Origin of the sequence: Paracoccus lutimaris, assembly GCF_003337565.1 — a bacterium.
GTDB classification, from domain to species: domain Bacteria; phylum Pseudomonadota; class Alphaproteobacteria; order Rhodobacterales; family Rhodobacteraceae; genus Paracoccus; species Paracoccus lutimaris.
This window is the reverse complement of sequence record NZ_QPJL01000018.1, coordinates 13,489-36,538: the sequence shown is the minus strand read 5'-3', so window position 1 is coordinate 36,538 and position 23,050 is coordinate 13,489. Positions and strand designations below refer to the sequence as shown.

The window sequence follows — 23,050 nt, the reverse complement described above, 5'->3', positions numbered from 1 at the left end:
GAAGGCTCCGGCTTGATCAGGGGGCAAGGTCGAGGATGCTGGGCCAATAGGCGGGCAGCCCGGCCGCGACGGCCGCGGCCGCGTCGAACCCGGCCTCGGGGGTCCAGACGACCCAGGGCAGGCCGGCCAGATCCGGCGGCGCCGCCCATCCGGGGGCCTTGCCCATCAGGCGCAGCAACCATTGGTCCCAAGGCCGGCAGGGCCCGGCCAATTCGGCCACCGCCGCCCTCAGCAAGGCATGGCCGGCATCGGGGGCGAACAGGTGCCCGGGCTGCGAGACGATCAGCAGGCCCAGCCCCGCCGGCGAAAAATCCGGATGCGGTGGCGGGCCGGGATGGAACAGCACATGCTGGCACAGAAAGGTCCGGCAGACCTCTCCGAGTTCGTGCAGGAAGACCGGATCGGCGAAGCCCTGGCGCAGCACCACCCGCAACAGGATCTCGGGACCGAAGTCAGGCCCCGGCACGGCAACCGACGCCAAGGATTGTGGCTTGCGCAACAGCAACCGAACCGCCTCTGGTCCAGGCTGCATCACGGAAACAGGCGGCTGTTTCCCCGCACGCCGCAGCCGCCACCGCCGCCTGGCCGGAGGCGGCCGGACCAGTGCTTCGACATCCTGCGCCGTCAAGGCCACCGGCGCCTGACTGGCAAGCAATGCGCGAAGATTGGCCAGAACCCCGCGTTGCAGCGCCTGCGCCAGCACGGCCATCTCGGGCGCGCGAAACCCGCGCAGGCCCTCGGCCGCCAGATTTCCGTCGAAAAGCCGGTTGGGGTGGAAGACGCGCGGAAGAACGGATCTCATCGCGAACTCAGGTTTCGGGACCAGACGCCCGCGGCAACAAAGGCAAAAGCGAGAGACAGGAACGCATGGGCAAGAATAACGACCTCGTGAATACTCCTTGAGGGGTAAGCGGAAATTTGCTGCTCCGCAAGCGAAATTCCGCCGGTTTTCTGCTCGGCTGCGCGTAGGATTTCAGCATTCACGCCGAAATCGAGGCGTTCCGCCCGCTGCCCGGAAAGGGCGGTGGCGGGCGGGAAATCCACCGGGATGCGCTGGATGTTCGCCCCCTCCTGCAGGACCAGCAGCGCGCGTTGAAACCCGCCGGCCGCAGGTGCCGGGACGCCGCCGACAAAGGCCCCCTGCCGCCGATCGAACTGCAGGGAGATGCCGTTCGACGTGCCATTCGACCAGGTCAGGCTGGCCGACAGGGCGCCCTGATGGATCACGCCCGCCGCGCTGGTCGGGGTCACGCGCAGCATATAGCGGTCGCCTTCGTCAAGCAGTTGCACCAGGTAACGGTCCTGGTCGGGCCAGCCCAGCAGGCGCTCCAGCATGGCCTCGGTCGCCGGCAGGGCAGACTGCCCCCATTGCGCGTCCATGGGCCCAAGGAAAACCCCCGCGACGACGCCCGGCCGACGGGCATCCCGGCGCCAGGCAAACAGCGGATCGGGCGGCGGAAGGGCGTGCAGCCACTCGACCCGCGCATCGCTGCGCGGATAGGTGATGGCCATCCCGTTCACGCCCAGCCCGGGATCGGGAAGTCCGTCCCCGCCGACGGACAGCGGGGTGAACAGGCCGTCCCGGTAATATTCCTTGCGCTCCTCGGGCTGGAAATAGCGGAACGGGATATTGTCGGCGCTTCCGTCCTCACCCAGCAGAATCTCTTCGCCCCAGGCGCTGACATCCATCGGAAACCGCGAATCCGACACCGAGATCGCGGTGGTGAAGCATTGCGGCGCGGATTTCGGCGGCTCGAACTCGGCGTCCGAAATGAAGAAGAAGGCGCAATAGTTCGACACGAAGCGGGCCGAGGATTGCAAGGTCGTCTCTGGCGCCGTGCCGCCGCCGGCAGAAAGCCCGTCGGTATATCGGCGGGCGGCCTCCAGCGTCTTTTGCGTGGCCGCGCTTTTCTGGAATGGCCTGTGCGCATCACTGGAAAACGGCAATATCGCGATGCTGTCCTGCGGCCGCAATTGCGCCAGGATGGCGCGAATCGCGCTTTGTGCCGATCCGAGGCGGCGCCCGCCCATCGAGCCGGACACGTCCACCATGACGACGATGTCGCGCGGCGGCGGCTCTTGCACGAACAGGCGCGGATCGGAATCGACCGGCAGGATGGGGCCGAGGACCGAACGGTTCCAGGCAGAGATCACCTGCTCGTCCGTCACGCTGCCCCGCAACCCGCCGTTGACGATCATCAGTCCGGTCCCGTCCGCCGCCGCCAGCAGTTCGTCGACATGGCCGGGCGGAAAGTCCTGCGGCTCGAGCCCGTCGATCACCACCAGATCATAGTCGGCGGGCGGCAGCGGCGTGGCAGGGCTGGCCCGTTCGACCCGCCAGCGCGCTTCGGGCAGCGCATCCGCCCAAGGCGCCGGACCATAGATCAACAGGCGCGCCGGACCGCGGACCAGGGTGAAAAGATTGCGCTGCTGCCGCACGCTTGCCGTGTCGAAGCCAATTTGCAGCCCCTGCAAACCCCGCCGATCGAAAACGGTGGTCAGCCGCAAGGGCCGAAGCGTGTCGCCGCCTGCCACTTCCAGCGTATCGCTGCGCTCCTTCTGCATGACCACCAGCCTGCCAGCGCCCAGAGTCGTGCCGCGCAGCACCGCCTCCTGTCCGATGCGGTGCTCCGGGCCAAGGTTGGCCGCCACCAGCCCGGACGCAGGCGTCGATGCGCCCGCCGCTATGACGTCCACCGGAACCCCCAGGGCCCGGAATTCGGCCCATAGCGCGTCATCCGGAGCCTCGCTGGCCAGCCCGTCGCTCAGCAGGATGACCCTGCCCTGCCCGTCGCCGCCCAGCAAGGCGGCAAGGCCGTCCAGCAGCCCGGCCCGCAGGTTGCTGGCGTCTTCGGCCCGGTCCACCCGGTAGCTCAGCAACGTGTCGGCCAGATGGGCCGCCGTGCTTTCGCCGCCAAGCCCGCCGCTGGCCCTGCCAAAGCCGCGCAATTCTCCGCGCCACCCGGCCGCCTGACCGTCCGACATCGAGGCAAGAAACGCCTCGATCCGGTCGGCTGCCAGGTTCAATGCGCCGCGCGCCCGGGCCGGTTCGCGCCAGAAGCTTTCCGACTGGTCCAGCAGGACGACGATCTTGCCGCCCTGGGCCTGGTCGAGAGAGCGCCGCAACTCCGGGCGTTCGGTGGCGACCGCCAGCAGGATGAAGCCAAGGGCGAACAGCGCCGCGGTCAGGATGCGTAGCGGCAGGGGCCGTTTCCGCGCCCGCAGCGCCAAAAGCAGGGTTGCCGCGATGCCGGCGATTGCGGCCGCATAAGCCCAGGGCGCGGCGGGTGCGGCAGGGCAAGCAAGCTGCCAGGCGCCAAGGGTGATGCCGTCGATCAAGCGACAGATCATGACACGGCCTCGGATCGACGGGCCAGCCGCAGAAGCCTTTCCGCCAAGAGCGCCAGCAGCGAAGCCAGGACGAGCCAGGGCCAGAACGGAGCGCCGGTGCTGACCCGCGATAGCTGCGCCAGGCGATGCAGATCGGCGGGCGGGCCCAGCGGGCGCCCGGTCATGCTTTCGCGCCAGGCATTGGCGACGATGCGACCCTGGCCGTCACGCCATTCCAGCGCCTGCTCCTGTGCTTCGGGCATCGCCAGATCCGCCAATGCCGAAAAGAACAGCGTCAGCGACAGGTTACGGGCAGGATCGGGCAGGATCGGGACCGGCGCTGGCACGATCAGGCCTTTCGGCTGTTCACGGCGCGCGACCAGCACACCGCCCGCATCATCGACCAGGACCGGCGCAAAGCCGGGCGGAAGCGGGCCAGGCCAGGCGGAAGGCATCGCTGCCTCGAGCGCGTCGAAACTGACCATGGAAAGTAGCGCCGCATCCTCGATGAACGGGCCGATATGGCCTGGTTGGTTACCGAGGCTGAAGCCGGGATAGGTCAGCAGCACGGGCCGCGCCAAGGCATCCGCGGGCAGTCCATCGCCCTCGGCGACCAGCAGATCGCCGGGGCCGCCCTCGGCCAGGCCCGCGGGACGGGCCAGGTCGGAAAGGCGCCAATCGACCGCGAGGCTCGCCGGTCGTTGCAGCTGGGTCACGACCTTGTCGTCGCCGTCATAACCATCGGCGGCCGCAAGCCGCGCCGCATATTCCCCCGGGCCGGCATAGGCCGCCGTTGCGAACCATCGCCCCTCGGCTTCCGGCATCGGATGGATCGACAATTGCTGCTGGCCCGACGGAGCGTCAAGAACAAGCGCGCCTGGAAGATCCTGGCCGGACACCACGCCCTCGACGCGGATCTCGGAGGTCGTCTGGCCGAAGGCCGATTGCATCACCTGCAACTGCCGGATCCCGGCATTGCCGACGGGGGCGCCGACCTGATCCCAGATCACGTCCACGCCCTCGCCCGCCGTCATGGCGACCGGAGGCATGTCGGTCAGCACCAGCACATGCGTCAGCACGCAATCCACCTGCGGCAGCATGGCGGCGGCGACAAGGCTGCCGACCTCGGCGCCCTCGTGGCGCAGGCCACCTGCAAGCGTCGCCGGCAAGTCGCCGGCAAGCGGCAGGGCCTGCACGGCTCCGGGCTCGGCCCCAACGGCTACCAGTTCCAGACAGTCCGATTTCGGGCCAGCTCCGGCAACCTGGCGCCGCGCCTTGTCCAGCCGGGCGAGCGCCTGCGCCAGCCGCGTCGCGCCGGCATCCTGGACCCCCATCGAGGCCGACAGGTCCAGCACCACCCGCAGCCCCAGATGCCGGGGCCGGGATGACTGGTATTCGCGCCGACCATCCAGCAGCGCCCAGATGGCCAGCGCCGCCGCCACAAGCAGACAGGCCAGCGCCCAGCCATCGCCGGGCCAGGTCAAGGCGAAGCGCGCCCGCGACGGCGCCATCGGCAATTGCGGGACAAACCGCGCGAAGGAAACCGACATGCTGCGCGGCCTCGGCCTTTGCATGTGCCAGCCAAGGATCGCCAGCCCCGCAAGCGCGATGATTGCAGCCGCCCAGATCACGCGATGCCTCCCAGAGACAGGCCCGCCAGCATGGACAGGCGGGGAAAGGTCCGGGAGAAATACGATTTCAGCATCTCGGCGCCCGGAAGATCGGGTTCGGGCCATGTCACCGGCTCGAGCGGCCAGTCCAGCCCGCCAGCATGGATCGCATGACGCGACATGGCCAGATGTCCCGCAACCGCATCCGCTGCTGCCGCCAGCACGCTTTCGTCAAACTGCTGCGTTCCCGCGTCAATGGCATGTCCGGGGCGGATCAGCCTGAATTCCCGCTCCCGGCGCAAAAGGGCGGTCTCATGCTGCAGGCTGTCCAGCTGCAGCACCGAAAGCGACCGCCTCTGCCTCTGTGCCGCGCGGGCAAACTGCATGAAGCGGTGCTCGGGATCGTCGAAGAGCATGTCCGAGATCACCACGACCGCCCCCGCCGGCCGCAACCGTCGGACCACCCCGGCGAGATCCGCGAAATCGGGTTGCGCCGCAACGCTGGCCCGGGCATCTGCAGATCGGGCATCTGCGGCCCGGGAATCTGCAGATCGGGCATCCCCGTCCTGCCAGATTGCATCGGCCCAATGGCGCGCCTGGATCTGCCCGCTGCCACCGCGCAAACGGGCGATCGCCGGCGCCGCGCCGGAAAACAGCCGGGCCAGCACCACCTCGTCCCCCTGACCAAGGGCCAAGGTCGCAAGCGCCCGCACCGCCCATAGCGCGTAAAGCAGCTTCGGCATCGCCTCGGGCAGCCGCATGTCGGGACGGTTGTCCAGGACGATCACAAGGGTCAGCTGCTGTTCCGCCTCGAAGCTGCGCACCAGCAGGTCAGACCGGCGCGGCAGGCGCGACGAGGCGCGCCAATCGACCGTGCGGATATCGTCTCCGCGCTGATAGGGACGATATTCCCGGAACTCGAGGCTGTGGCCCTGGCGCCGCCTGACATGCACGCCCAGGCCCGCGGCGGGCACGGTCTGTCGCATCCGCAGCACGGCGCGGCCAAGCGCGGCCAGCGAGATCGGGGGATCGGTGACCGACATCGCCCTTGACCTAAAGCCGGATGTCCTTGCGGGCCCGATCGAGGAAATTCGCGAAATCCTCGACATAGCGGCCCGCGGCGGGAGGACCGTCGGGGGCGCAGGCGACCGCAAGCTCGCGGATGAAATCGTCCAGGGCCGCCGCCTCGGCATGCGGCGTCGCCATGGCCGCATAGTCATGCGAGATCCTGATGCGATGCCGCAGGACAGGCACGAGGATCTCGGCCAGTGCGCGCGGCGTCTGCGCCGTGGTGGCATGGCCCGCCTGCGCCGGCTCGACCAGCACCGCGGCGGCCCATCCCACGGCGGCCCGCGCCAAGGCCATGCCCGCCCGCGGTCCCAGCGGATAGGTCACGCGGCGCTCGACCAGTTCGCGCAGCCCGGACACCCGCGCCGGGCCAATGCCGCGCAACTGGTCGAAATGCCGGTTGCTGGCCTGCACCAGGTTGTTGATGTGATCCAGCACCAGGGGCGAAAGGCCGACCGAAAGCACGGATTGCGCGATTTCGTGCAGCCGGGCGCCGGCTGCGGCGACCTGAACCGGATCCTCCGCCGTTCCCTGCCGTTGCTGCGCTGCATCCAGAGGCTTCAGCGCCTTGGCGATGATCCTGCCCATGACCTCGGCCCCGGGCATGGACAGGTTGATCTTGAACATGAACCGATCGGACTGCGCTTCGGGCAGGGCGTAGGTGCCCTCCTGATCGATGGGGTTCTGCGTGGCCATGACCATGAACGGCGTGCGATAGCTCTGGCGGCCGGCTTCGCGCCAATGCCGCAGCGGATAGGTCTTGCCCAGCACGGTCACCTGGTATTCAGCCATCGCTTCCAGCATCGCGGATTGCGTCTTGGGCGTGGCACGGTTGATCTCATCCGCAAGCAGCAGGCTGCAGAACACCGGACCGGGGCTGAAGGCCAGCCTGCCCGAACCGTCGTCGGCGGGCATTTGCGTGCCGGTGATGTCGGCGGGCATCAGATCCGGGGTAAACTGAACCCGACCGACCGCCTGTCTCCCCAGCCCCAGGGCCGAAGACAGCGCGCGCACCAGCGCCGTCTTGCCAAGGCCGGGGTTGCCCTCCAGCAGGACATGCCCTTCGGTCAGCAGCGCCACCACAAGCGCGTTCACCACATCAGCCATGCCATGCATGTCCAATGCCTCGACCGCGGCTGGGATGCCGCGGAGATAGGCGATATGGCCGGCCTCAAGCGACGAGGGGTCAATGATCTGGTCCATGGGCATCGCTCCTGTCATTTCATCAATTCGTCGATCCAGGCGGGCAGGATCTGCCGCGCCTCGCCCGGCATCGCCTGCGATGGGGGCGGAGCGGACTCATCCGGCAACAGCCGCGCTTCGACCGCCTCGGGCACCGCGCCCTTCTCGGCAAAGAGCGCGGCCGGACCGCCCGCCTTCAGGTCCAGCGCCACATCGGCCTGGGGTGGCTGCGCAGCCTCGCGCAGCTCCGGAGCCTCGACCGGTGTCCCGGCCGTGTCATCGTCAAGCGGCGGCGAAATCCGCAATTCCCGATCCGCTTCGCCTTCGGGCTCTTTGGTCCAAGTGATCCGGCCGCCCTCGGGCAACTGATCGACATGCTCGCGCATAGCGCCCGAAGCGTCGCCGGCGACTTCATCGGCCGGCACAGCATCCGAAGACGCGCCCGCCTGGCCGGGCGCGGCCGGCACAGTCGCATCCGCAGCAGATGTATCCTCGGGCCCGGCGCCAGCACGCTCGGTCGCGCCCGGGTCGCTGCCGGCCTGGGTGCCCTGCGTCGGCGACGAATCGCCAGAGCGGCTCGGTTCCGGCCGGCCGCCTTCGCCCGCGGCGCTGTCAGCCGGCGCAGCCTTCGCGCCGCCGGCTTGCCGGGATGCTGCATCGCCCCCGCCTGCGTCAGCGGCCTGGCCGTCGCCGGGGTCCTGACCCGCCTCGCCTGCGCCGGGCTTGCCACGGCCGGCGGCATCGGATGCAGCCTCAGCACCTTGCTGACCTTGCTCAGCCGCATCCTTGCCGGCCTGGGCGCCGCCCTCGCCCGCCTGGCCCTGCTGATCCGCAGCTTTCTGCCCCGGGCCGCTGCCGTCCAAGGCTTCGCTTGGGGCTCCACCCTCGCCAGAGGCCGGGCCTGCGCCGGGCTGCTGGCCCGACCCGGCGTCATCGGCGCCTGGCTGTTCGCCATCGGCGCCGCCGGCCGCATCCGACGCGGCATTCCCGCCTTGCTGTGCCGCATCCTCGCCGGCCTGGGCTCCCGGCTGGTCCTGCCGATCCGCACTCGCCGGTGCCTGCCCGCTTTGTCCTTTGCCAGCGGCACTTTCGCCGGATGTCGGGTCGCCCCCCTGCTGTCCAGCAGAGGAACCGCCGGCACCGGCACCCCGCTCGCCGGATGCACCCGACGGGCCTGGCCCGGCCTCATTGCCACTCTGGTCCCGACCGCCAGCCGGCGTGTCAGGATCTTGCGGTGACTCGTCGGGCGGGGACTGCAAGGCCGGCAGCTCCAGTTCATTAAGCGCCGGGATTCGCAAAAGATCGCGCGGCAACAGCAGCACCGCCATCAAGGCGAGGATTGCCGCCAGCGCCATGGCCGCGCCGCCGACGCGCCCGCCGGCAAGCATCAGGCGAAGCTCGGAGCCGACGGATTTCGGCACCAGCCGGACCGGAACGAAGATGGCGTGCGGGCTGTATTGCGCCAATACGATCTGGCGAACCTCTTGCGGCAGGTCCGAGCGCAATGCCGCGGCCTGGCGCAGCACCGCCACCCGCCCATCCAAGGTCCAGCCGGCGCGAAACCGCGCCCATGCGTCGGCCGAGCCTGTCATGTCCAGAACCACCTCGTCCGGTATGAGCGCGTCAAAAAACCACCCGCCTCCCGTCCGATAGCCAGCCGCACCGCAAAACCTCAGCAAGACTACGGCCAGGAGCGCCGCGGCGATCGGTGCCGCGACGACCCGGCCCGGAAAGGCTGCCGCAATGACGCAAGCCATGACCGCCGGCCCCAGGCAGATCACCGCCATTCGAAAGGACAATGCGGCTCGGGCGCATGGGTCGAGGCGTTCGAGAAAGCTCTCCGTGTCCAGCCGCCCCTGGGCATAGGCCGCGACGATCCGCTTCGCGGCGCCAGCCCGAAAAGCCGAGACCAGGCAGATCACGCCCGCCGCCACCCCGATCAGCATGGGGATCACTATCCCGCCGGCACCGTTCGCCCAGACGACCGTCGCCATCGCGGCCGCAAGGGACGCCGATACCGCCGACAATACGAAGTCGGACAAGAGCCGGAAGTTTGACGATCGCTGGAGAAGCCTGTTCCGTATCACCGATAACAATGTCGTTGCATCCGAATTGCAGCATGTGAGGACCACCGGGGCGACAGCAGGCCACTTCCCTTGTCTAATCGGCCCGATCTGCGAGTGATAGCAGAAATCTCGCTGATTTCCGTGGATTGTTGGCGCCTTGGTCGTCGCCGATGATGCCGTCGGCTGTTGCCGGCGCCGAACGGGGGACCGGGCTGGTGCCATGCGTGACGCCGTGCGGCGCGGTCAGCAGATGCTTTCGCATGGCACTCCGTCCCCGTCCCGATCCAGCTTTCCGCCCCAGCCGCAGTTCTGCAGATACCAGACCGCCTCGTCGCAGCTGTTGATCGCCTTGCAGGTCTTGCGCGGATCGCAGGAATAGGACCGCGCGCTCAGCAGCAGGCGCTGGATGGGCGGCGGCAAGGCGCTGCCGGCGTCACGGCGGGCCTGCCGCCAGTCCCACGGCATCTCGAACTCGGCGGACCATATGCCTCGCCGAGCGGCCCGGGCCAGATCCTCGTCATGTGAATAATCGTCAGAATAGCGGACATAGGCCACCGCCCATCCGTCATGCACCATCCAGCGGTTCAGGTTCTCGCGCCCCATGAAACACTCTGCCACGGTCCGCCCATAGTGGTCGATGTCGGTCGGCACGCAGTCCACCGTGCCGCGGCCGATCCGGTTCGACAACGCCAGTGCCGCCTGCTGGCCGCAGCGCCATGGCTTGCCCTGCGGGTCGATGCAGGACTGCCCGCTTTCCGGAGCGTCGATGCCGTGAAGCCGGATGCGGATGTCGTGGATCTCGACCGTATCGCCGTCGATCACCGAGGCCAAGCCCCGGATGGGGCGCTCTTGCCCATCTGTCGGGATGGCGGGCGAAGCAATTCCCAGAAAAGCTGCGAGAAGTGCGGGAAACGATCTCATGGTTAAGCCTCGGTTACTTTTCAGACAGTAACCGGAGGCGGGCCGGGGGCGAAAGATCGCTCTGGGCAAAAATACGAACAATTTGTTAACAAACTTAACGGACCGCCAGCAACGCGGGGATTTCACGCCCGCGCGCCGGGCCGCCCGCAGGCCCGACCGATCACGACCGGCGGCGCTTTCACCAAATTTAGCGAAATATTTCCCTTCCTTATGGACTTTCCCGCGCGCCGCCTAAAACATGCGTCCTGATTTGACGTGACGGTCTTTCATACAGGACCGGAGTGGTCGGACAGGAGCAATTGATGCCTTGGGGAATACTGGCGCCGGATACGGTGATTTCGCAGCGCCGGCAGCAGAATCTGGGCCTTGCCGCAGCGGTGCGGCATTTCAACGACAGGGCCGTGCCCGGGCTGGGCGGCATGTGGTTTCCGATGCCGCTGCTCTGGTCGGTGCTGGCGGTCTCGATCGCCGAAGAGCTGGGGCGGCCGGCCCTGCCGGTCGGCAATGCGGTCGAGGCGCTGATGATGCGCGCGGCCAAGGACGGGCCGGCCGACCGCCGGGTTCGTGGCGCCCGCAAGATGCACGGCCTGAGCGACTGGAGCTTTCAGAACCTGACCCGGCGCGGCACCTATGTCGTGCAGCCGATCCGCATGGCGATGGTTCAGCCGCTGGTCGCCCTGGGCTTCGTCCGGGGCAGCCGCTACGGCGCCTTTCGCATCCATGATGCCGGCCGGCAGATGCTGGCCCTGCCGGTGATGCAGGCGTGCCGCGCCTTGCTGGCAGGCTGGGCGCATGGCGGCCGGCCGCATGGCCTCGCGGATCTGGGCACACGGCTTTCACCCGTCGCACCGGTCCCCGAAGAGGTCCGCAAGCTGATCCGCGCGCGCCTGCTGGATGGGGATGATCCAGGCGCCACGCGCCGCCGAAATCTGGTCGCCCTCGGCACTGGCCCCAGCACCGCGCAGCTTGGCAGTCCCGACCCATTGCCGGGGATCGACCCCGCGCATTGGATCGACCTGCGTGCCGGCGCTGCCTTTATCGACCTTCGCGACGCCGCGCTGAAGGTGCTGGACCGCATCGAGCAGGTCCTGCTGCAAAGACGCGACGCAAGCCGGCCCGCGCGCCTTTCGCCGCAGGACGCCGCGCGGGAGGCCGGGACAGAGCTTGAGAATCTGCGCCGCATCGCAGAGGCGTTCGGGCCACGGATCGACGCGGCAGCCGAGCCTGTCAGCCGCGCGTTTCTAACCCAGATCCTGGCGCTTTCGCCCGACCGCCTGCTGCAGGTCCTGGCCGAGCGTGACGGCACGGTCGTTATCTGGCGCAGCGATCATCTGGCCCTCGGCCCTGCAGCGGGCGATCCCGTCGCGAGCGATGATGCGGATGCTGGAATCCAGCCCGTCAACGACTCGGCCTTCGCCCCGCAATTGTTCCGGCTTTACAACCTGCACTGCCTCGCCGCCGAGCTGCAAGGGCAGGTCAATCCCGGATGCCGCGATGCCATGGCGCAGGAGACCGCCTGATGCACACGACGCTCTACACCCTGTTCATGCCGCCCGAGGGCTGCTTCGGCGATTTCGGCCTGGTCTGCGGCTTCACCGCGACGCCGCAGGTTCTGGGCCAGATCCGGCGCAGTTTCACCGGAGAAATGGCGCGCCCGGTGCTGGCCGCCTTCATCCATCCGACGGTGAATGCCGTTTCCGACATTCCCGGCCTGGCATGGATGTGGATGCGGAAACAGGGCTACAGCCTGCTGCATGCCAAGGTGGCGCTGCTGGGCTTTCGCGGGCAGGGCGGTGACGGCTATGTCATCCGCCTGGCCGTCAGCACCGGGAACTGGACGCAGGATCCGCTGACCGACAGCATCGACCTGTTCTGGTCGGTGGACGTCGACTGCACCGCAGCGGATCCCCAGGACGTGGCCGATCTGCGCGCCGCTTGGGTGATGTTCGACTGGCTGCGTGCGCGCGCCGATTGCAGTCTGATCGAGCGGGACTATGACGGGGAACGCCCGGATGCCCGGTTGCGCGCCGCCATTGCCGAGCTGCCGGCGACAAGGCGGACGCCCCGTTTCATCGACAGCCGGGCGCAGGCGCTGAATGTTCAGGTCGTCGAGCGCCTGGGCTCGGCGAGCAAGGCGGACCGGCTGATCCTGGGCTCGGGCTATTTCGAGGCCGAGGGCGAGGACGGCGGCGTCCCCGAGCGGCTGCGCATGGCGCTGCTGCAAGGGAAGCTGCTGCGCCAGGATGCCAGGCTTGACCTGTTCCTGAACCCGCAATCCTGCCAGGGCCTGGCGCCCCGCGCGCAGGTGCTGGAGAATGCAGGCTGGACGATGCGCCGCGCGATGTCCGATCTGCATGGCCCCGATGCCCGGCTGCACGCGAAATTCGCGCTGCTGGCCCGCGGCGACAGGCAGGCGTCCGGGCGGATCTATCTGGGCTCGGGCAATCTCAGCCGCCCAGGTTTCGAGACCGCCGCCAATGCCGGCGGCAATCTCGAGGCCGGGGTGATTGTCGACCTGCCCGAAGGCCTGGACTGGCGTGGCCGCAAGGGTATTCGCCGCCTGTTGCCGATCCAGTTCGACGACACGGTCGCCCCCTCCGCGCTGCAGGCCGGCGAGGATTTCACCCGGCCCGAGGAACCCGACGCGCCGCCGCCGGTGTCCTGGCTGATCTGGCATCGGGGGATGCTGTCGGCCCCCGGCGATCTGGCGGTGGCGGTGCTGGGTCCCGACGGCGCGCCTCTTGCCACCCCCTGCCCTTGGCCGGCACCGGCCCCGTCCGTCATCACGCTTGCCCAGGGCGGCTGGCGGCTTCCGGTCATCGCCGAGGGCGTGCTGGTCATCCCGCCGCCGCCCGAGATGACGGTCGAGGATGTGCTGGCCGGCCTTGGCAGTTTCCCCGAGCCGCCCGACCGCGATCGGCCCGAGGATGGGCCAGAAGGCGGCGAGGCCATGGCCGAGGCGGCGGATGCGCCCGGCGCGCCGCCCGCGACCTATGCCATCCGCCGCATGATGGGCCTTCTGGTGCGCCTGGGCGAAACCCAGGCCGGCATCGACCCCCGCGACTGGCAGCGCTGGTGCCGCGAATTACGCCAGAACCTCTGCGCCATCGCCGCCCAGGAACAGGCGATGCTCGGCTTTTTCCGGAGTGCCGGGGCCAATCCGCTGCCGGTGCTGGCCGACCCGAGGCTGTGCCCCGACGGCGCCGACCTCGCCCTGCTGGACGCGGCCCTCGCCGCTGTGGCGGCCGCGTGGAACCTGGACGACTGCCCCTCCCTTTGGATCGACGAGGCCGCATGATGATGGATTGGTCAAAAGTCGCCGCGACGCTGGAAAGCCATGCCCGCGCAGCGTCGGATCCGCTCGGCGAAGGACTGCTCGACGAAGGACAGCGCGCGACGCTTGTCGAACTGGCCCGCCGCATCCGCTCGGGTCAGCGCGCCGCGCTGCTGGCGGACGAGGTCGGCATGGGCAAGACCCGCATCGCCGTCGCGCTGATCGAAGCCGTGCGCCGCGCCGGCGGCCGCAGCGCCATCGTCCTGCCCGCCGGGCTGGGCGCACAGTGGCAGGCCGAGCTGCGCCGCTTCGATCCCGACGACCGGACCCTGCTGCCGCTGCGCAGCTATGAAGGGTTCATCAACGGTTTCGTCGAGGAGAACGACGCCGAGGGCAGCGACAGGCGCAAGCGCAGCCATCGCGAGTGGCTTCTAGATCGCCGCCAGCAGCGCGAGTTGCCGGTGCAGGGCTGGGCGGCAGAACCGATCCTGATGATCTCGCACAGCTTTGCCACGATGCGCTTTCCGAGCCGAGCCGAGGGACCAGCCGGAGGCTGGCGCCGCGAGCTCCTGCCGAATGTGGCGCGCCTCGTCGCCGGACGGCGGCGGAATTTCATGCGGGACAGCTTCCAGCAGGGCGAGGTCGGGCATGTCTATGCCAGTCGCCGCGCCGCCCGCAGTATCGCCACGACCATCCTGCAACACGACCTGCCGCACGATCTGGCGGGGGATCAGAAATGGCTGCCGTCAGACGAGTATCGGCAAAAGATCCTGCCGCTGATCGGCTATGGCCTTGGCCAATTCGACCTTGTCGTGGTGGATGAGGCACATAAGGCGCGCGGCACCGATTCCAGCCTCTCGCGCATTCTTGGCCCGGTCAGCTGGGAAGGGCCGGACCCGTTCCGTCTGGGCATGACCGCCACGCCGGTCGAGCTCGACTCGCAGCAATGGATCGACACGCTGGGCCGGATCAGCGGCCGGGACGATGGCGAGGACGTGGCGGCGCTTGGCGAATTGCTGGACTGGATCAACGGCTATGTCGGCACGGCGCAGCGCTTGCAGATCGAAGAGCTGAACGACCCGCTGACCTCGGGCTTTGAGGCCTCAGCCGCGCGCTTTCGCGACGGTTTGCGCCCCTATGTCCTGCGCCGGGACAAGCGGCACGATCCGGAATTCCGCGCCTTCCAGGACTGCCACGGCGATTACCGCAACGTCCGGGACCTGGCGGTGACCCCGGACAGCCGGGGCTTTACCCGCGACTGGCTGCGCCGCTTCTGCGCGGCCGAGGCGCTGTCGCTGTTGCCGCAGGACGATCCGCACATCAAGCGGGCGCGGCTGTCGGTCGCCCAGGGCTATGGCTTCGGCATGACCACGGATGACGAGGCCGAAACCCCCGCGGATGCTGTCGAGGCGCAGGGTCCGCATTCAGTCTGGCTTGATGCCTTCACCCGCGAGCCGGCCGATCTCTACAGCCATCCCGCCATCCTCGCCGCCGCGCGGTTGATCGAGGATTACGCGGCCAAGGGCGAAAAGGTGCTGGTCTTCGGCCGGTTCGTCAAGCCGATGGAAACGCTGACCCGGCTTCTGGATGCCCGTGAGATGCTGCGCAGGCTGCGTGACGGGCAGCACTGGCCGGCCAGCGCGGTCCGAAAGGAGAGCATCCCGGCCGTGCGCGCCGCCTCGCGCGACCCCGACCTTATGGCACCCGAGGGTGGCATCGACGAAGTCAACCTGATGCTGGCCGAGCGTTACCGTGAATGGTCCAGCGCCCGCAGCACCGAACTGGCCCGCCTGCACCGCGAGATCGAGGCTTTGGCGCAGGACGACGCCACTGCCGCCCTGCTGGTGCGCTTCCTGCAACACGGCGAGGGCGAACTGCACGGCGACATCGCGGCTCTGCTGGAAGCCCTGGACACCCGCAGGCCCAATCCGGTCACGCCATGGACCGGCACCGAGATGCTGGCGATGTTCCGCGCCCTGCTGTCGGAGCTTGCCGGCGAAGATGAGGACGAAAGCGCCGAAACGCTGCACCGTCTGACCGCGCATCTTGCGGATTACTCGGGGCGCGAGGGCAATTTCGCCCGCATGATGTCGGGCAGCACCGCGCCGCAGACGCGCCGGCTGCTGCAGGCCGCCTTCAACCGTCCGGCAAGCTGGCCGATGGTTCTGCTGGCGCAATCCCGCGTCGGTCGTGAGGGGCTGAACCTGCACGAGGCCTGCCGCACCGTCGTCCTGCTGCATGCCGAATGGAACCCCGGCATCGTCGAGCAGCAGATCGGCCGCGTCGACCGCAAGAACAGCCGCTGGCTCAGGGATCTGCGCCTCTGGCAGCAAGGCGGGTGTGCCGATGACCCGCCGCGCATCCGCATCCACCCGGTCGTGGTCAGCGGCACTTATGACGATCACAACTGGCAGGTGCTGAAAGCGCGCTGGCTGGAATTGCGCGCGCAGCTGCACGGCGACGTGCTGCCGCATGTGGCCGGTGGCCCGGCGCCCTCGCCCGACAAGCAGGCGCTGATCGACCGCATCCAGCGCGCGACACCGAATTTCGCGCCACCCGGCCTTGAAGGAAAGACCGGCGCATGATCGCGCAGCTGCTGACTGCGCATCCCGTCACCGGCGCGATCCGGGCGCTGACCCCGGGCCTCCTGCGTGAGGCGCTGCTGCTGCCGCGCCCCTGCCCCTTCGAACTGCTGCCGGCGCTTGCCGCGCAGACCGACGCGCCTTGGGCCGAGAGCTTTGCGCTGGCTCCGGCCGAGACGGCGGCCAACATATGTGCCGAACTGACCGGCCTGATCCTGGCCGCGCCCGAGATGCGGCCGGATGGCATCGACCCGTCGCAGATGCCCGACAGCCGCGCCGCGCGGCATCTTGCGGCGCTTCTCGACCTCTGGCGCGCGCTGGACGGTGCCCTGCCCGAAGGTCTGGATACCATCCGCCGCGCCATCGCCGGCGAGGGCATTCCGCTGGAGTCGCTGCCGCTGCTGGACCTGCCGCTGCCCGACGATGCCCCGGCCGCTATCCGAGCATTGCGGGCAGCGTTGGTCGCGCGTTTCGGGCTGGCCCCGGCTGCAGCCTTGCAGGCGTGGCAAGCCGAACAGGCCCCGCTGACGGATGGCGCGCCGCCGGGCTGCACATTGGCCCAGGTCCAGCGCCACCTGCTAAGCGCCGCGCCGCCCGTGCTGCAGGACGACAGCCTGACCGTCTGGGGTCTGCGCGACCTTGTCGAAGAGACCGAAGCCTGCGCCGCCATAGTGCAGAAGCTGATCTTCCAAGGCACACGCCCGCAGGACATCGCTTTGCTGCTCCCCGAGGATTCCGCTTATCACCGCCATCTCGCCCGCGCCTTTTCCCGCACCGGCGTGCCGCTGTCGGGCCTGCCGCAACCCGCGCCGGAACGGGATCTGGCGGGCGAGGCGCTGACGCATCTGCTCTCGGCGCTGCAAACCCCGGCGCCGGCGATGGCCATGGCCAGCCTCTATGCGCTGCCCGGCATGCCTTGGCCGGCCGAAACCGGCACGGCGCTGGCCCGCGAGGCGCTGGACGGGCGCGCGCAACCCCGCTGGGCCGCTGCCGCCGAGGGGCCGCTGACCGAGATCACCGGGCTGATCGCCCGTCCACGCCCCACCGATGGCGAGGAATTGCGCCGTCGGCTCGACCGCTTTGCCGCGCTGCTGCCGGACAGCGAGCTGCGCCAGGGCCTGCAAACGCGGCTGAACCTGCTGCGTCCTTTCCTCCGCAGCGCCACGGCGCCCGACTGGGCGCTGCTGACTGCGCTGGCCGCTCCGCGCCCGCCCGAACCGCCCGCGCCCCTGCGGATCATCGAGGGCGTCAGTGTCATCCGCGAGGGCGAGCCGCCCTGGCGCCCCGCCCGTATCCTGATGGTGCTGGGCGTCAGCGACGGCCGCTATCCGCGCCCACCCGCCAATTCCGCGATGTTCATGGATTCGGAACGCGAGGTTATCGCCCGGGCTACCGGCTTGCGGCTGGAGGGACGCTCGGAGCGGCTGGCGCGCGATCTCGCGCTGTTCCGGCGCCAGATCGCCTTGCCCTCGCAGCGGCTGGTGCTGTTCTGCCCGCGGCAGGGGCTGGACGGGTCGGCACTGATGCCCGGCCCGGCGCTGGCGCTGATCGCGCGCTGCATCGCCGATCCCGCCGCCCCCGGCCAGCCGGTCACCGAGCCCGAGAGCCTGATCCGCTACCTGCGCCACGACCCCGCCGTTCATCACCTCTGCGCCACCGAGGCGGCGGCACCGGCAACGCTCCTGCCCACCCTGCCGGCCGAGGGGATGGTGCAGTTGGGCAGCGACCTGCTGATGCTGCGCCAAACCGAGGACGGGACTGCCGCACCGCAATCGCCCAGCCGGCTGGAAACGCTGCTGGTCAGCCCGCTGGCCTGGCTTCTGGAGCAGGCCGGCGCCGGGCCGGTGGAGTGGCTGCCACAGGAATGGGACATCATGACCGCCGGCACGCTGGCCCATGATGTGCTGGAACACCTGTTCCGTCCCGGCGAGCCCATGCCATCCGACAGCGAGATCGCCGAGCGCACTCCCGCCATCATCGCCGAGGCCATCCGTCGCAAGGCGCCCTTTGCCCAAGGCGCGCTTTGGGCGGTCGAGCGGGACAGCCTGACGCGCGAAGCGATCCTTGCCGCCTGCAACTGGGCCGCCGCGCTGCGCGCCATGCAGGCCGAGGTCGTCGCCAACGAGGTCGGCCTGCGCGGCGAATGGCACGGCATCGCGCTGCGCGGCTTCGCCGACAGCGTGCTGCGTCTGCCGGGCGGCGACCTGCTGATCGTCGATCACAAGAAATCCCGCACCGGCCAGCGGCAGGACCGCATGCAAGCCGGCTGGGATTTGCAGACCGAGCTTTATCGCGCCATGCTGCGCAATCCCGCACCGCGGCCTCCGGACGCGCCGCCCGGCCCCTTTGCCGGCGCGAACGGCCGTATCGGCGTCGCCTATCACCTGCTCAACGATTCCGGCATCCTGTGCCACGGCATCGAGATCGCAGCCGAGGGCGTGACCCCGATCACCGCCGACATCTCGGTCAACGCGCTGGAGATGCTCAAGGAGCGGCTGGCCGACGTGGGGGCCGGGCGCATTCGGCTGAACGGCGACGAGGACGCCGATTTCTTCAGCAAGACCTGCAAATTCACCCCCTATGCGCTGGATGCGAGCCCGCTGATCGCGGCCTTCACCATCGGAATCGGCGACCCCGTTGACGAGGACGAGGAATGAACCAGAGCCTGGAGATCCTTCCTGCCGGCGCCGGCTCGGGCAAGACCTATCGCATCAAGAACGACCTTGCCGACTGGGTCGAACGGGGGCTGGTGCGTCCCGAACGCATCCTGGCTGTGACCTTCACCGAGGCGGCGGCCGGCGAATTGCGCGACCGCATCCGCTTCACCCTGATGGCCGCCGGCAAGGTCGAGGCCGCCATGGCGGTCGAGCGCGCCTATGTCTCGACCATCCACGGGCTGGGGCTGCGGCTGCTGGGCCAACACGCCTTTGCCGCCGGCAGCTCGGTCAGTCCGCGCCACCTGTCGGACCCGGAGCGCGACGTGATGATCCGGCAATGCATCGCGCGCTGCCGGGTGCTGGATCAGGTCCGTGGCGACCTGCCGCGCTTTGGCTACCGTTTCGACTTCAACAGCAAGACCTCGGCCGAGGATGCGTTCCGCGCCCGGCTGTTCGGCGTGATCGACCTGCTGCGCAGCCTGGGCGACCGGGGCACGTCCCCAGGCTTTGCCGATGAGCTGGCCCGTGCGACCCGCAGCCTTTACGGCAAGGTGGACCGCGACGGCGCCCCGCTTGGGACCAAGCTGCGCGACGCGGTGCAGGCGATGCTGCGCGCCTTCCCCTCGGGCTGCACCGATCTGGATTTCAACGCCTCGGCTACCAAGGACTTCGCCCGCGACCTGCGGAACCTGCGCCGTGCGCTGAACTCGGATGCGCTGGCATGGGACTGGCCGTTGTGGCAGCAGCTGCGCGGATTGCGGCAATCCAAACGCGGTGCCGCGACGCCCGCAGGCTATGACAGCGCCGCCCAGGTGGTGATGGATGCCGCCGAGGGCCTGCTGCGCCATCCTGGCCCGCTGGCCGATATCTGCGACCATGCCTCGGCCCTGATCCGGGGAGCACAGGAGATCATGGCCGAATTCGCGGCGGCCAAGCGCGCGGCGGGGGTGATCGACTTTGCCGACATGATCGTCGATGCCGAACGCTTGCTGCGCACCCGCCCCGAGGTGCTGGATGCCGTGCTGGCCGAAATCGACTGCGTGATCGTGGACGAGTTCCAGGACACCAATCCGGTGCAATTCGCACTGCTTTGGCGGCTGGCACAGCGCGCGCCCCGGGTCGCGCTGGTCGGCGACATCAAGCAGTCTATCATGGGCTTCCAGGGCGCCGACCCCCGGCTGACCGAGGCGCTGGTCGATCAGCACCCGGACCGGGTCGAGGCGCTGGACCGCAACTGGCGCAGCGACCCCCGCATCATGGGTTTCGTCAACGCGCTTGGCCGCAAGGCTTTCGGGCCGGGCTATACCGCCTTGACCCCGCAACGCAGCGAAACCGGCCAGACCCCGGCTGTCGAGGTTCTGCGCCTGCAAAGCGGTCCGAAGGCGCGCGGCGGCAAGGCCAAGCCCTGGCAGCATGTCGCAACCCATATCCGCGACGTGCTGGCCGAGGGGGCGCAGATCGTCGACCGTCACTCCGGGCAGGTGCGGGCGATGCGGCCGGCCGATGTGGCGGTGCTCTGCCGCTCGCATGCGCAGGCGGCGCGCCACGCGACAGCCCTGCGGCAGCTGGGTGTGCCGGTGCGGATCGCCGAGGGTGGCTGGCTGCAATCGGCGGTGGTGCAGGCGGCGCTGAATGCGACTTGTTTCGCCTTCGATCCGGGCGATCTGCATTCCGGGCTGGCGCTGCTGACGCTGGGCCCGCCGGCGCAGCCGCTGGAACAGGCGCTGAGGCTGCTGCTGGCCGGCGAACTGGCGCGGCATCCGCTGCTGGCGGCCCTGGCGGCTTTGCGCGATCTGGCGCGCGCCGCGCCGCTGGATCTGGTCATAGATCGGGTGATCCAGACCGCCGCCCTGCGCGATTGGGCCGAGGGCCAACCGGAGCCCGCCCAGTCCCGCGCCGACCTGTTGCGGCTTGAATCCGAGGTCTCTGCGTTTCTCGACGCGCATCGCGACATGAAGGTTGCGGCAGGGTTTCATGGCGAAACGGCGCCGGTGTTCCGCGGCTGGCTGACGCAGGAATCCGGCAGCCGCGACTTCGACCGCCATCCCGATCCCGGGCCCGGGGCTGAAGGGGTCGAGATCGTCACCTGGCACGCTTCGAAAGGGCGAGAGTGGAACTGGACCATCGTCACCGGGCTGGACGGCGACATCCGCAACCGGCCCGGCACCATGCGCGCGGCCTTTCCCGATTTCGACGACCTGGCCGAGGTGCTGACCCGCGCCGGGCTGCACCTACTGCCCGAGACTCCGGTGCCAGAAAAGCAGAAGGCGATGATCGAGGCCGACCGCGACAGCTTCGAAAAGGACGCGCACCGGCTGATCTATGTCGCTACCACCCGCGCCCGCGACCGGCTGACGCTGGCCTGGCCGGAATATGTCTTTGCCAAGCTGGACGGCTCCGAGCCCCCGGCCACCTACGCCGCGCTAGTCCAGCGCGATGCCGGGATGGCGATGACCGCCACCTCGCTGACCCTGGGCGACGAAACACTGCCCGCACATGTGGTCCTATGCCCCGACACGGCGCTCGACGGGTTTGGAGCAATCACTCTTGGCGACTGGCCGGGCTGGTGGCGTTGGGGCACGCCAGCCGCAGCGCCGGTCATGACAGGGCGGGCATGGCGGCAGTTGCCCTCGGCGCTGATCACGGCCGCCGCGCCTCATGCTCCCTTGCGCCACGTCACCGGCCTGCCGCGTGTGGCGGTTGGCAGCGGTTTCGCCAGCGCAGCGGATCGCGGCACGGCGCTGCATCTAGCGATGCGCGCCGCTCTGGTCGCGCCGGGCAATCAGGATGCCGTCGCTGCCGCCACTGGGCTGACGCCGGACGAGGTCGCCGCCGTGACCGCCCAGGCCGAGGCGCTGCGCGACTGGCTGCACGGCCTGGGCTTCGATCGGCTGCACACCGAATTGCCGCTGCATCTGCGTGATGATGCAGGCGCCGGCATGAATGGCACCGTCGACCTGCTGGCCGTAGGTCCGGCGGCTCGAATGATCGTGGATTACAAGAGCGGCCCTGCTCCAGACCCAAATGCCCGCTTTGCGCTCTATTGGCCACAGCTTGCCGCTTATGCTGAGGCAAGCCACGCGGACCAGGTCGCGATTCTATGGGTCGAGACGGGCACGATCACCCTTGCCTCAGCGGCCTGACCGCATCAGATTGCCTCGATCTCGAGGGTTGCACCGCCGACATTCAATTCGACGATGCGGCCGGCGGGCATCCACATGAAACTCAGCGAGATGTCGTTGACCGGCCCCTCGCCCGCATCGCGCTGGCTGCCAGCAACACGGGCGATATGGGCACGAATCTGCTCCCATTGCGCATCGCTCAGTTCGACAAAGCTTCTGTCCATGATCGCTCCCTAGCTGTCGTCCAGCGCGGCCCCGGCCGCAGCCAGCATGTCCTCGTAACGCTCGCGCAGCGCCTTGGGGGCAACCACCCGCACCGTATCGCCCCAGCGGAACAGGTGCCAGCACATCTCGTCCAGCCCGCAGGCAGTGAAACGCACCGTCACACTGCCGTCAGCCTCGTCCGTCAGCCGCTGATCGGGATGAAAGCGGAACTGCCGCACCTCGGCCGCGACATGCGAGGCAAAGCGCCATTCGATCTGATGCGGCTCGTCGCGCCAGGTGCCGAAAGAGCGCGCCAGCCAGCGCGACAGATCGAACCCCTCGGGCCGTTCGTAGGCCTCCGAAAGCACGCGCACCCCGCGCAGCCGCGCGAGCCGGAACAGTTGCACCTGCTGGCGATAGTCGCTGAAGCCGACCAGATATTGCCGCCCTTCGCCCAGCAGGAAGGCGATCGGGCCGACCCGGTTGCGCCAGGACATCCTGCCGGAATCGGCGGTTTGCAGGTCCAGCTCGACCCAGCAGCCGCACAGGATCGCCTCGCGCAACCGACCGACGACCTCGGCGTCCAGAGCCTCGCGCGGTCCGGGGCGGTGGACGACACCATCCGCTTCCAAGAGCGCCTCGAGGTCGATCTCGAAGCTTGGCCGCGCCCTACGTTCCAGCGCCGCACGCAGCCGGTCGGACAGCGTCGAGAGGCAATCGGCTGTCCCGGCATCGCCGCTGGCTCGCAACACCGCGACCGCCCGGTTCAGCGCCGCCAGATCCTCCAGCGTCGGGGCCAGACTGCGGTTCAGCACCGGTGCCTCGAGCCGCCAGCGTTTCGAGGCGCCTTCGCGGACCTCTTCCAGCTGCGGCAGCGCGCGCAGCAGAACGTCGCGCATCCGTTCGGCCGCGCGGCGCTGGATGCCCGCGACCTGCTCGATATCGGCGATGCCGATACCGTCGCTGCGCCCTTCCAGCATGATCAAAAGGCGCAGCAGGCTTTCGTATTGGGCGTAGCGGGCATCAGTCATGCC

At 69.0% G+C, this 23,050-nt stretch carries 14 protein-coding genes; 5 read left to right on the top strand and 9 right to left on the bottom strand.

Annotated elements, in window-relative coordinates:
• Positions 1-16: 16 nt before the first annotated feature.
• The 7 genes from DFP89_RS14695 to DFP89_RS20830 all read right to left on the bottom strand — a co-directional run bounded on the left by DFP89_RS14695 (position 17) and on the right by DFP89_RS20830 (position 10,177).
• Entirely contained in the window at positions 17-802 is a 786-nt protein-coding gene (locus DFP89_RS14695; RefSeq protein ID WP_114350146.1) for a hypothetical protein, read from the bottom strand.
• Positions 799-3,351: a VWA domain-containing protein gene (locus tag DFP89_RS14690; protein ID WP_114350145.1), complete on the bottom strand. Its 2,553-nt coding sequence runs from the start codon at positions 3,349-3,351 to the stop codon at positions 799-801. The genes DFP89_RS14695 and DFP89_RS14690 overlap by 4 nt, the downstream gene beginning before the upstream one ends.
• On the bottom strand, positions 3,348-4,961 hold the full coding sequence (locus DFP89_RS14685) for a hypothetical protein (protein ID WP_114350144.1): 1,614 nt from the start codon (positions 4,959-4,961) through the stop codon (positions 3,348-3,350). Before DFP89_RS14685 ends, DFP89_RS14690 begins: the two co-directional genes overlap by 4 nt.
• Positions 4,958-5,983: a DUF58 domain-containing protein gene (locus DFP89_RS14680; RefSeq protein ID WP_181870357.1), complete on the bottom strand. Its 1,026-nt coding sequence runs from the start codon at positions 5,981-5,983 to the stop codon at positions 4,958-4,960. The genes DFP89_RS14685 and DFP89_RS14680 overlap by 4 nt, the downstream gene beginning before the upstream one ends.
• A gap of 10 nt (positions 5,984-5,993) precedes the next feature.
• Entirely contained in the window at positions 5,994-7,211 is a 1,218-nt protein-coding gene (locus tag DFP89_RS20570; RefSeq protein WP_245948769.1) for an AAA family ATPase, read from the bottom strand.
• A gap of 14 nt (positions 7,212-7,225) precedes the next feature.
• The gene (locus DFP89_RS14670) at positions 7,226-9,184 is read right to left on the bottom strand and encodes a hypothetical protein (RefSeq protein WP_147273318.1); all 1,959 of its coding nucleotides are present in this window, start codon (positions 9,182-9,184) and stop codon (positions 7,226-7,228) included.
• A gap of 315 nt (positions 9,185-9,499) precedes the next feature.
• Positions 9,500-10,177 carry a thermonuclease family protein gene (locus tag DFP89_RS20830; protein WP_147273317.1) on the bottom strand — a complete coding sequence of 226 codons (678 nt, stop codon included), beginning with the start codon at positions 10,175-10,177 and terminating at the stop codon, positions 9,500-9,502.
• 302 nt (positions 10,178-10,479) lie between these two features.
• Here DFP89_RS20830 and DFP89_RS14655 point away from each other — a divergent pair, with 302 nt between their 5' ends.
• From DFP89_RS14655 to DFP89_RS14635, 5 genes are read left to right on the top strand one after another with little or no spacing between them, the layout of a single operon-like run.
• Positions 10,480-11,697, top strand: a complete 1,218-nt coding sequence (locus DFP89_RS14655) for a hypothetical protein (RefSeq protein ID WP_114350141.1) — start codon at positions 10,480-10,482, stop codon at positions 11,695-11,697.
• Positions 11,697-13,475 (top strand): phospholipase D-like domain-containing protein, encoded by a 1,779-nt coding sequence (locus tag DFP89_RS14650; protein WP_220269846.1) that lies wholly within the window; start codon positions 11,697-11,699, stop codon positions 13,473-13,475. Before DFP89_RS14655 ends, DFP89_RS14650 begins: the two co-directional genes overlap by 1 nt.
• Before the next feature lie 2 nt (positions 13,476-13,477).
• The gene (locus DFP89_RS14645; protein WP_220269845.1) at positions 13,478-16,036 is read left to right on the top strand and encodes a helicase-related protein; all 2,559 of its coding nucleotides are present in this window, start codon (positions 13,478-13,480) and stop codon (positions 16,034-16,036) included.
• A complete protein-coding gene (locus DFP89_RS14640) occupies positions 16,033-18,690 on the top strand; it encodes a PD-(D/E)XK nuclease family protein (RefSeq protein ID WP_114350140.1) in 2,658 nt (885 codons plus the stop codon). The genes DFP89_RS14645 and DFP89_RS14640 overlap by 4 nt, the downstream gene beginning before the upstream one ends.
• Positions 18,687-21,833 carry a UvrD-helicase domain-containing protein gene (locus DFP89_RS14635; RefSeq protein WP_114350139.1) on the top strand — a complete coding sequence of 1,049 codons (3,147 nt, stop codon included), beginning with the start codon at positions 18,687-18,689 and terminating at the stop codon, positions 21,831-21,833. Before DFP89_RS14640 ends, DFP89_RS14635 begins: the two co-directional genes overlap by 4 nt.
• A 5-nt stretch (positions 21,834-21,838) precedes the next feature.
• On the opposite strand, the gene DFP89_RS14630 is transcribed toward DFP89_RS14635, so the two are convergent.
• Both DFP89_RS14630 and DFP89_RS14625 read right to left on the bottom strand, forming a co-directional pair.
• Entirely contained in the window at positions 21,839-22,036 is a 198-nt protein-coding gene (locus tag DFP89_RS14630) for a hypothetical protein (protein ID WP_114350138.1), read from the bottom strand.
• A 9-nt stretch (positions 22,037-22,045) separates the two neighbouring features.
• On the bottom strand, positions 22,046-23,047 hold the full coding sequence (locus DFP89_RS14625; protein ID WP_181870356.1) for a helix-turn-helix transcriptional regulator: 1,002 nt from the start codon (positions 23,045-23,047) through the stop codon (positions 22,046-22,048).
• Positions 23,048-23,050: the final 3 nt, after the last annotated feature.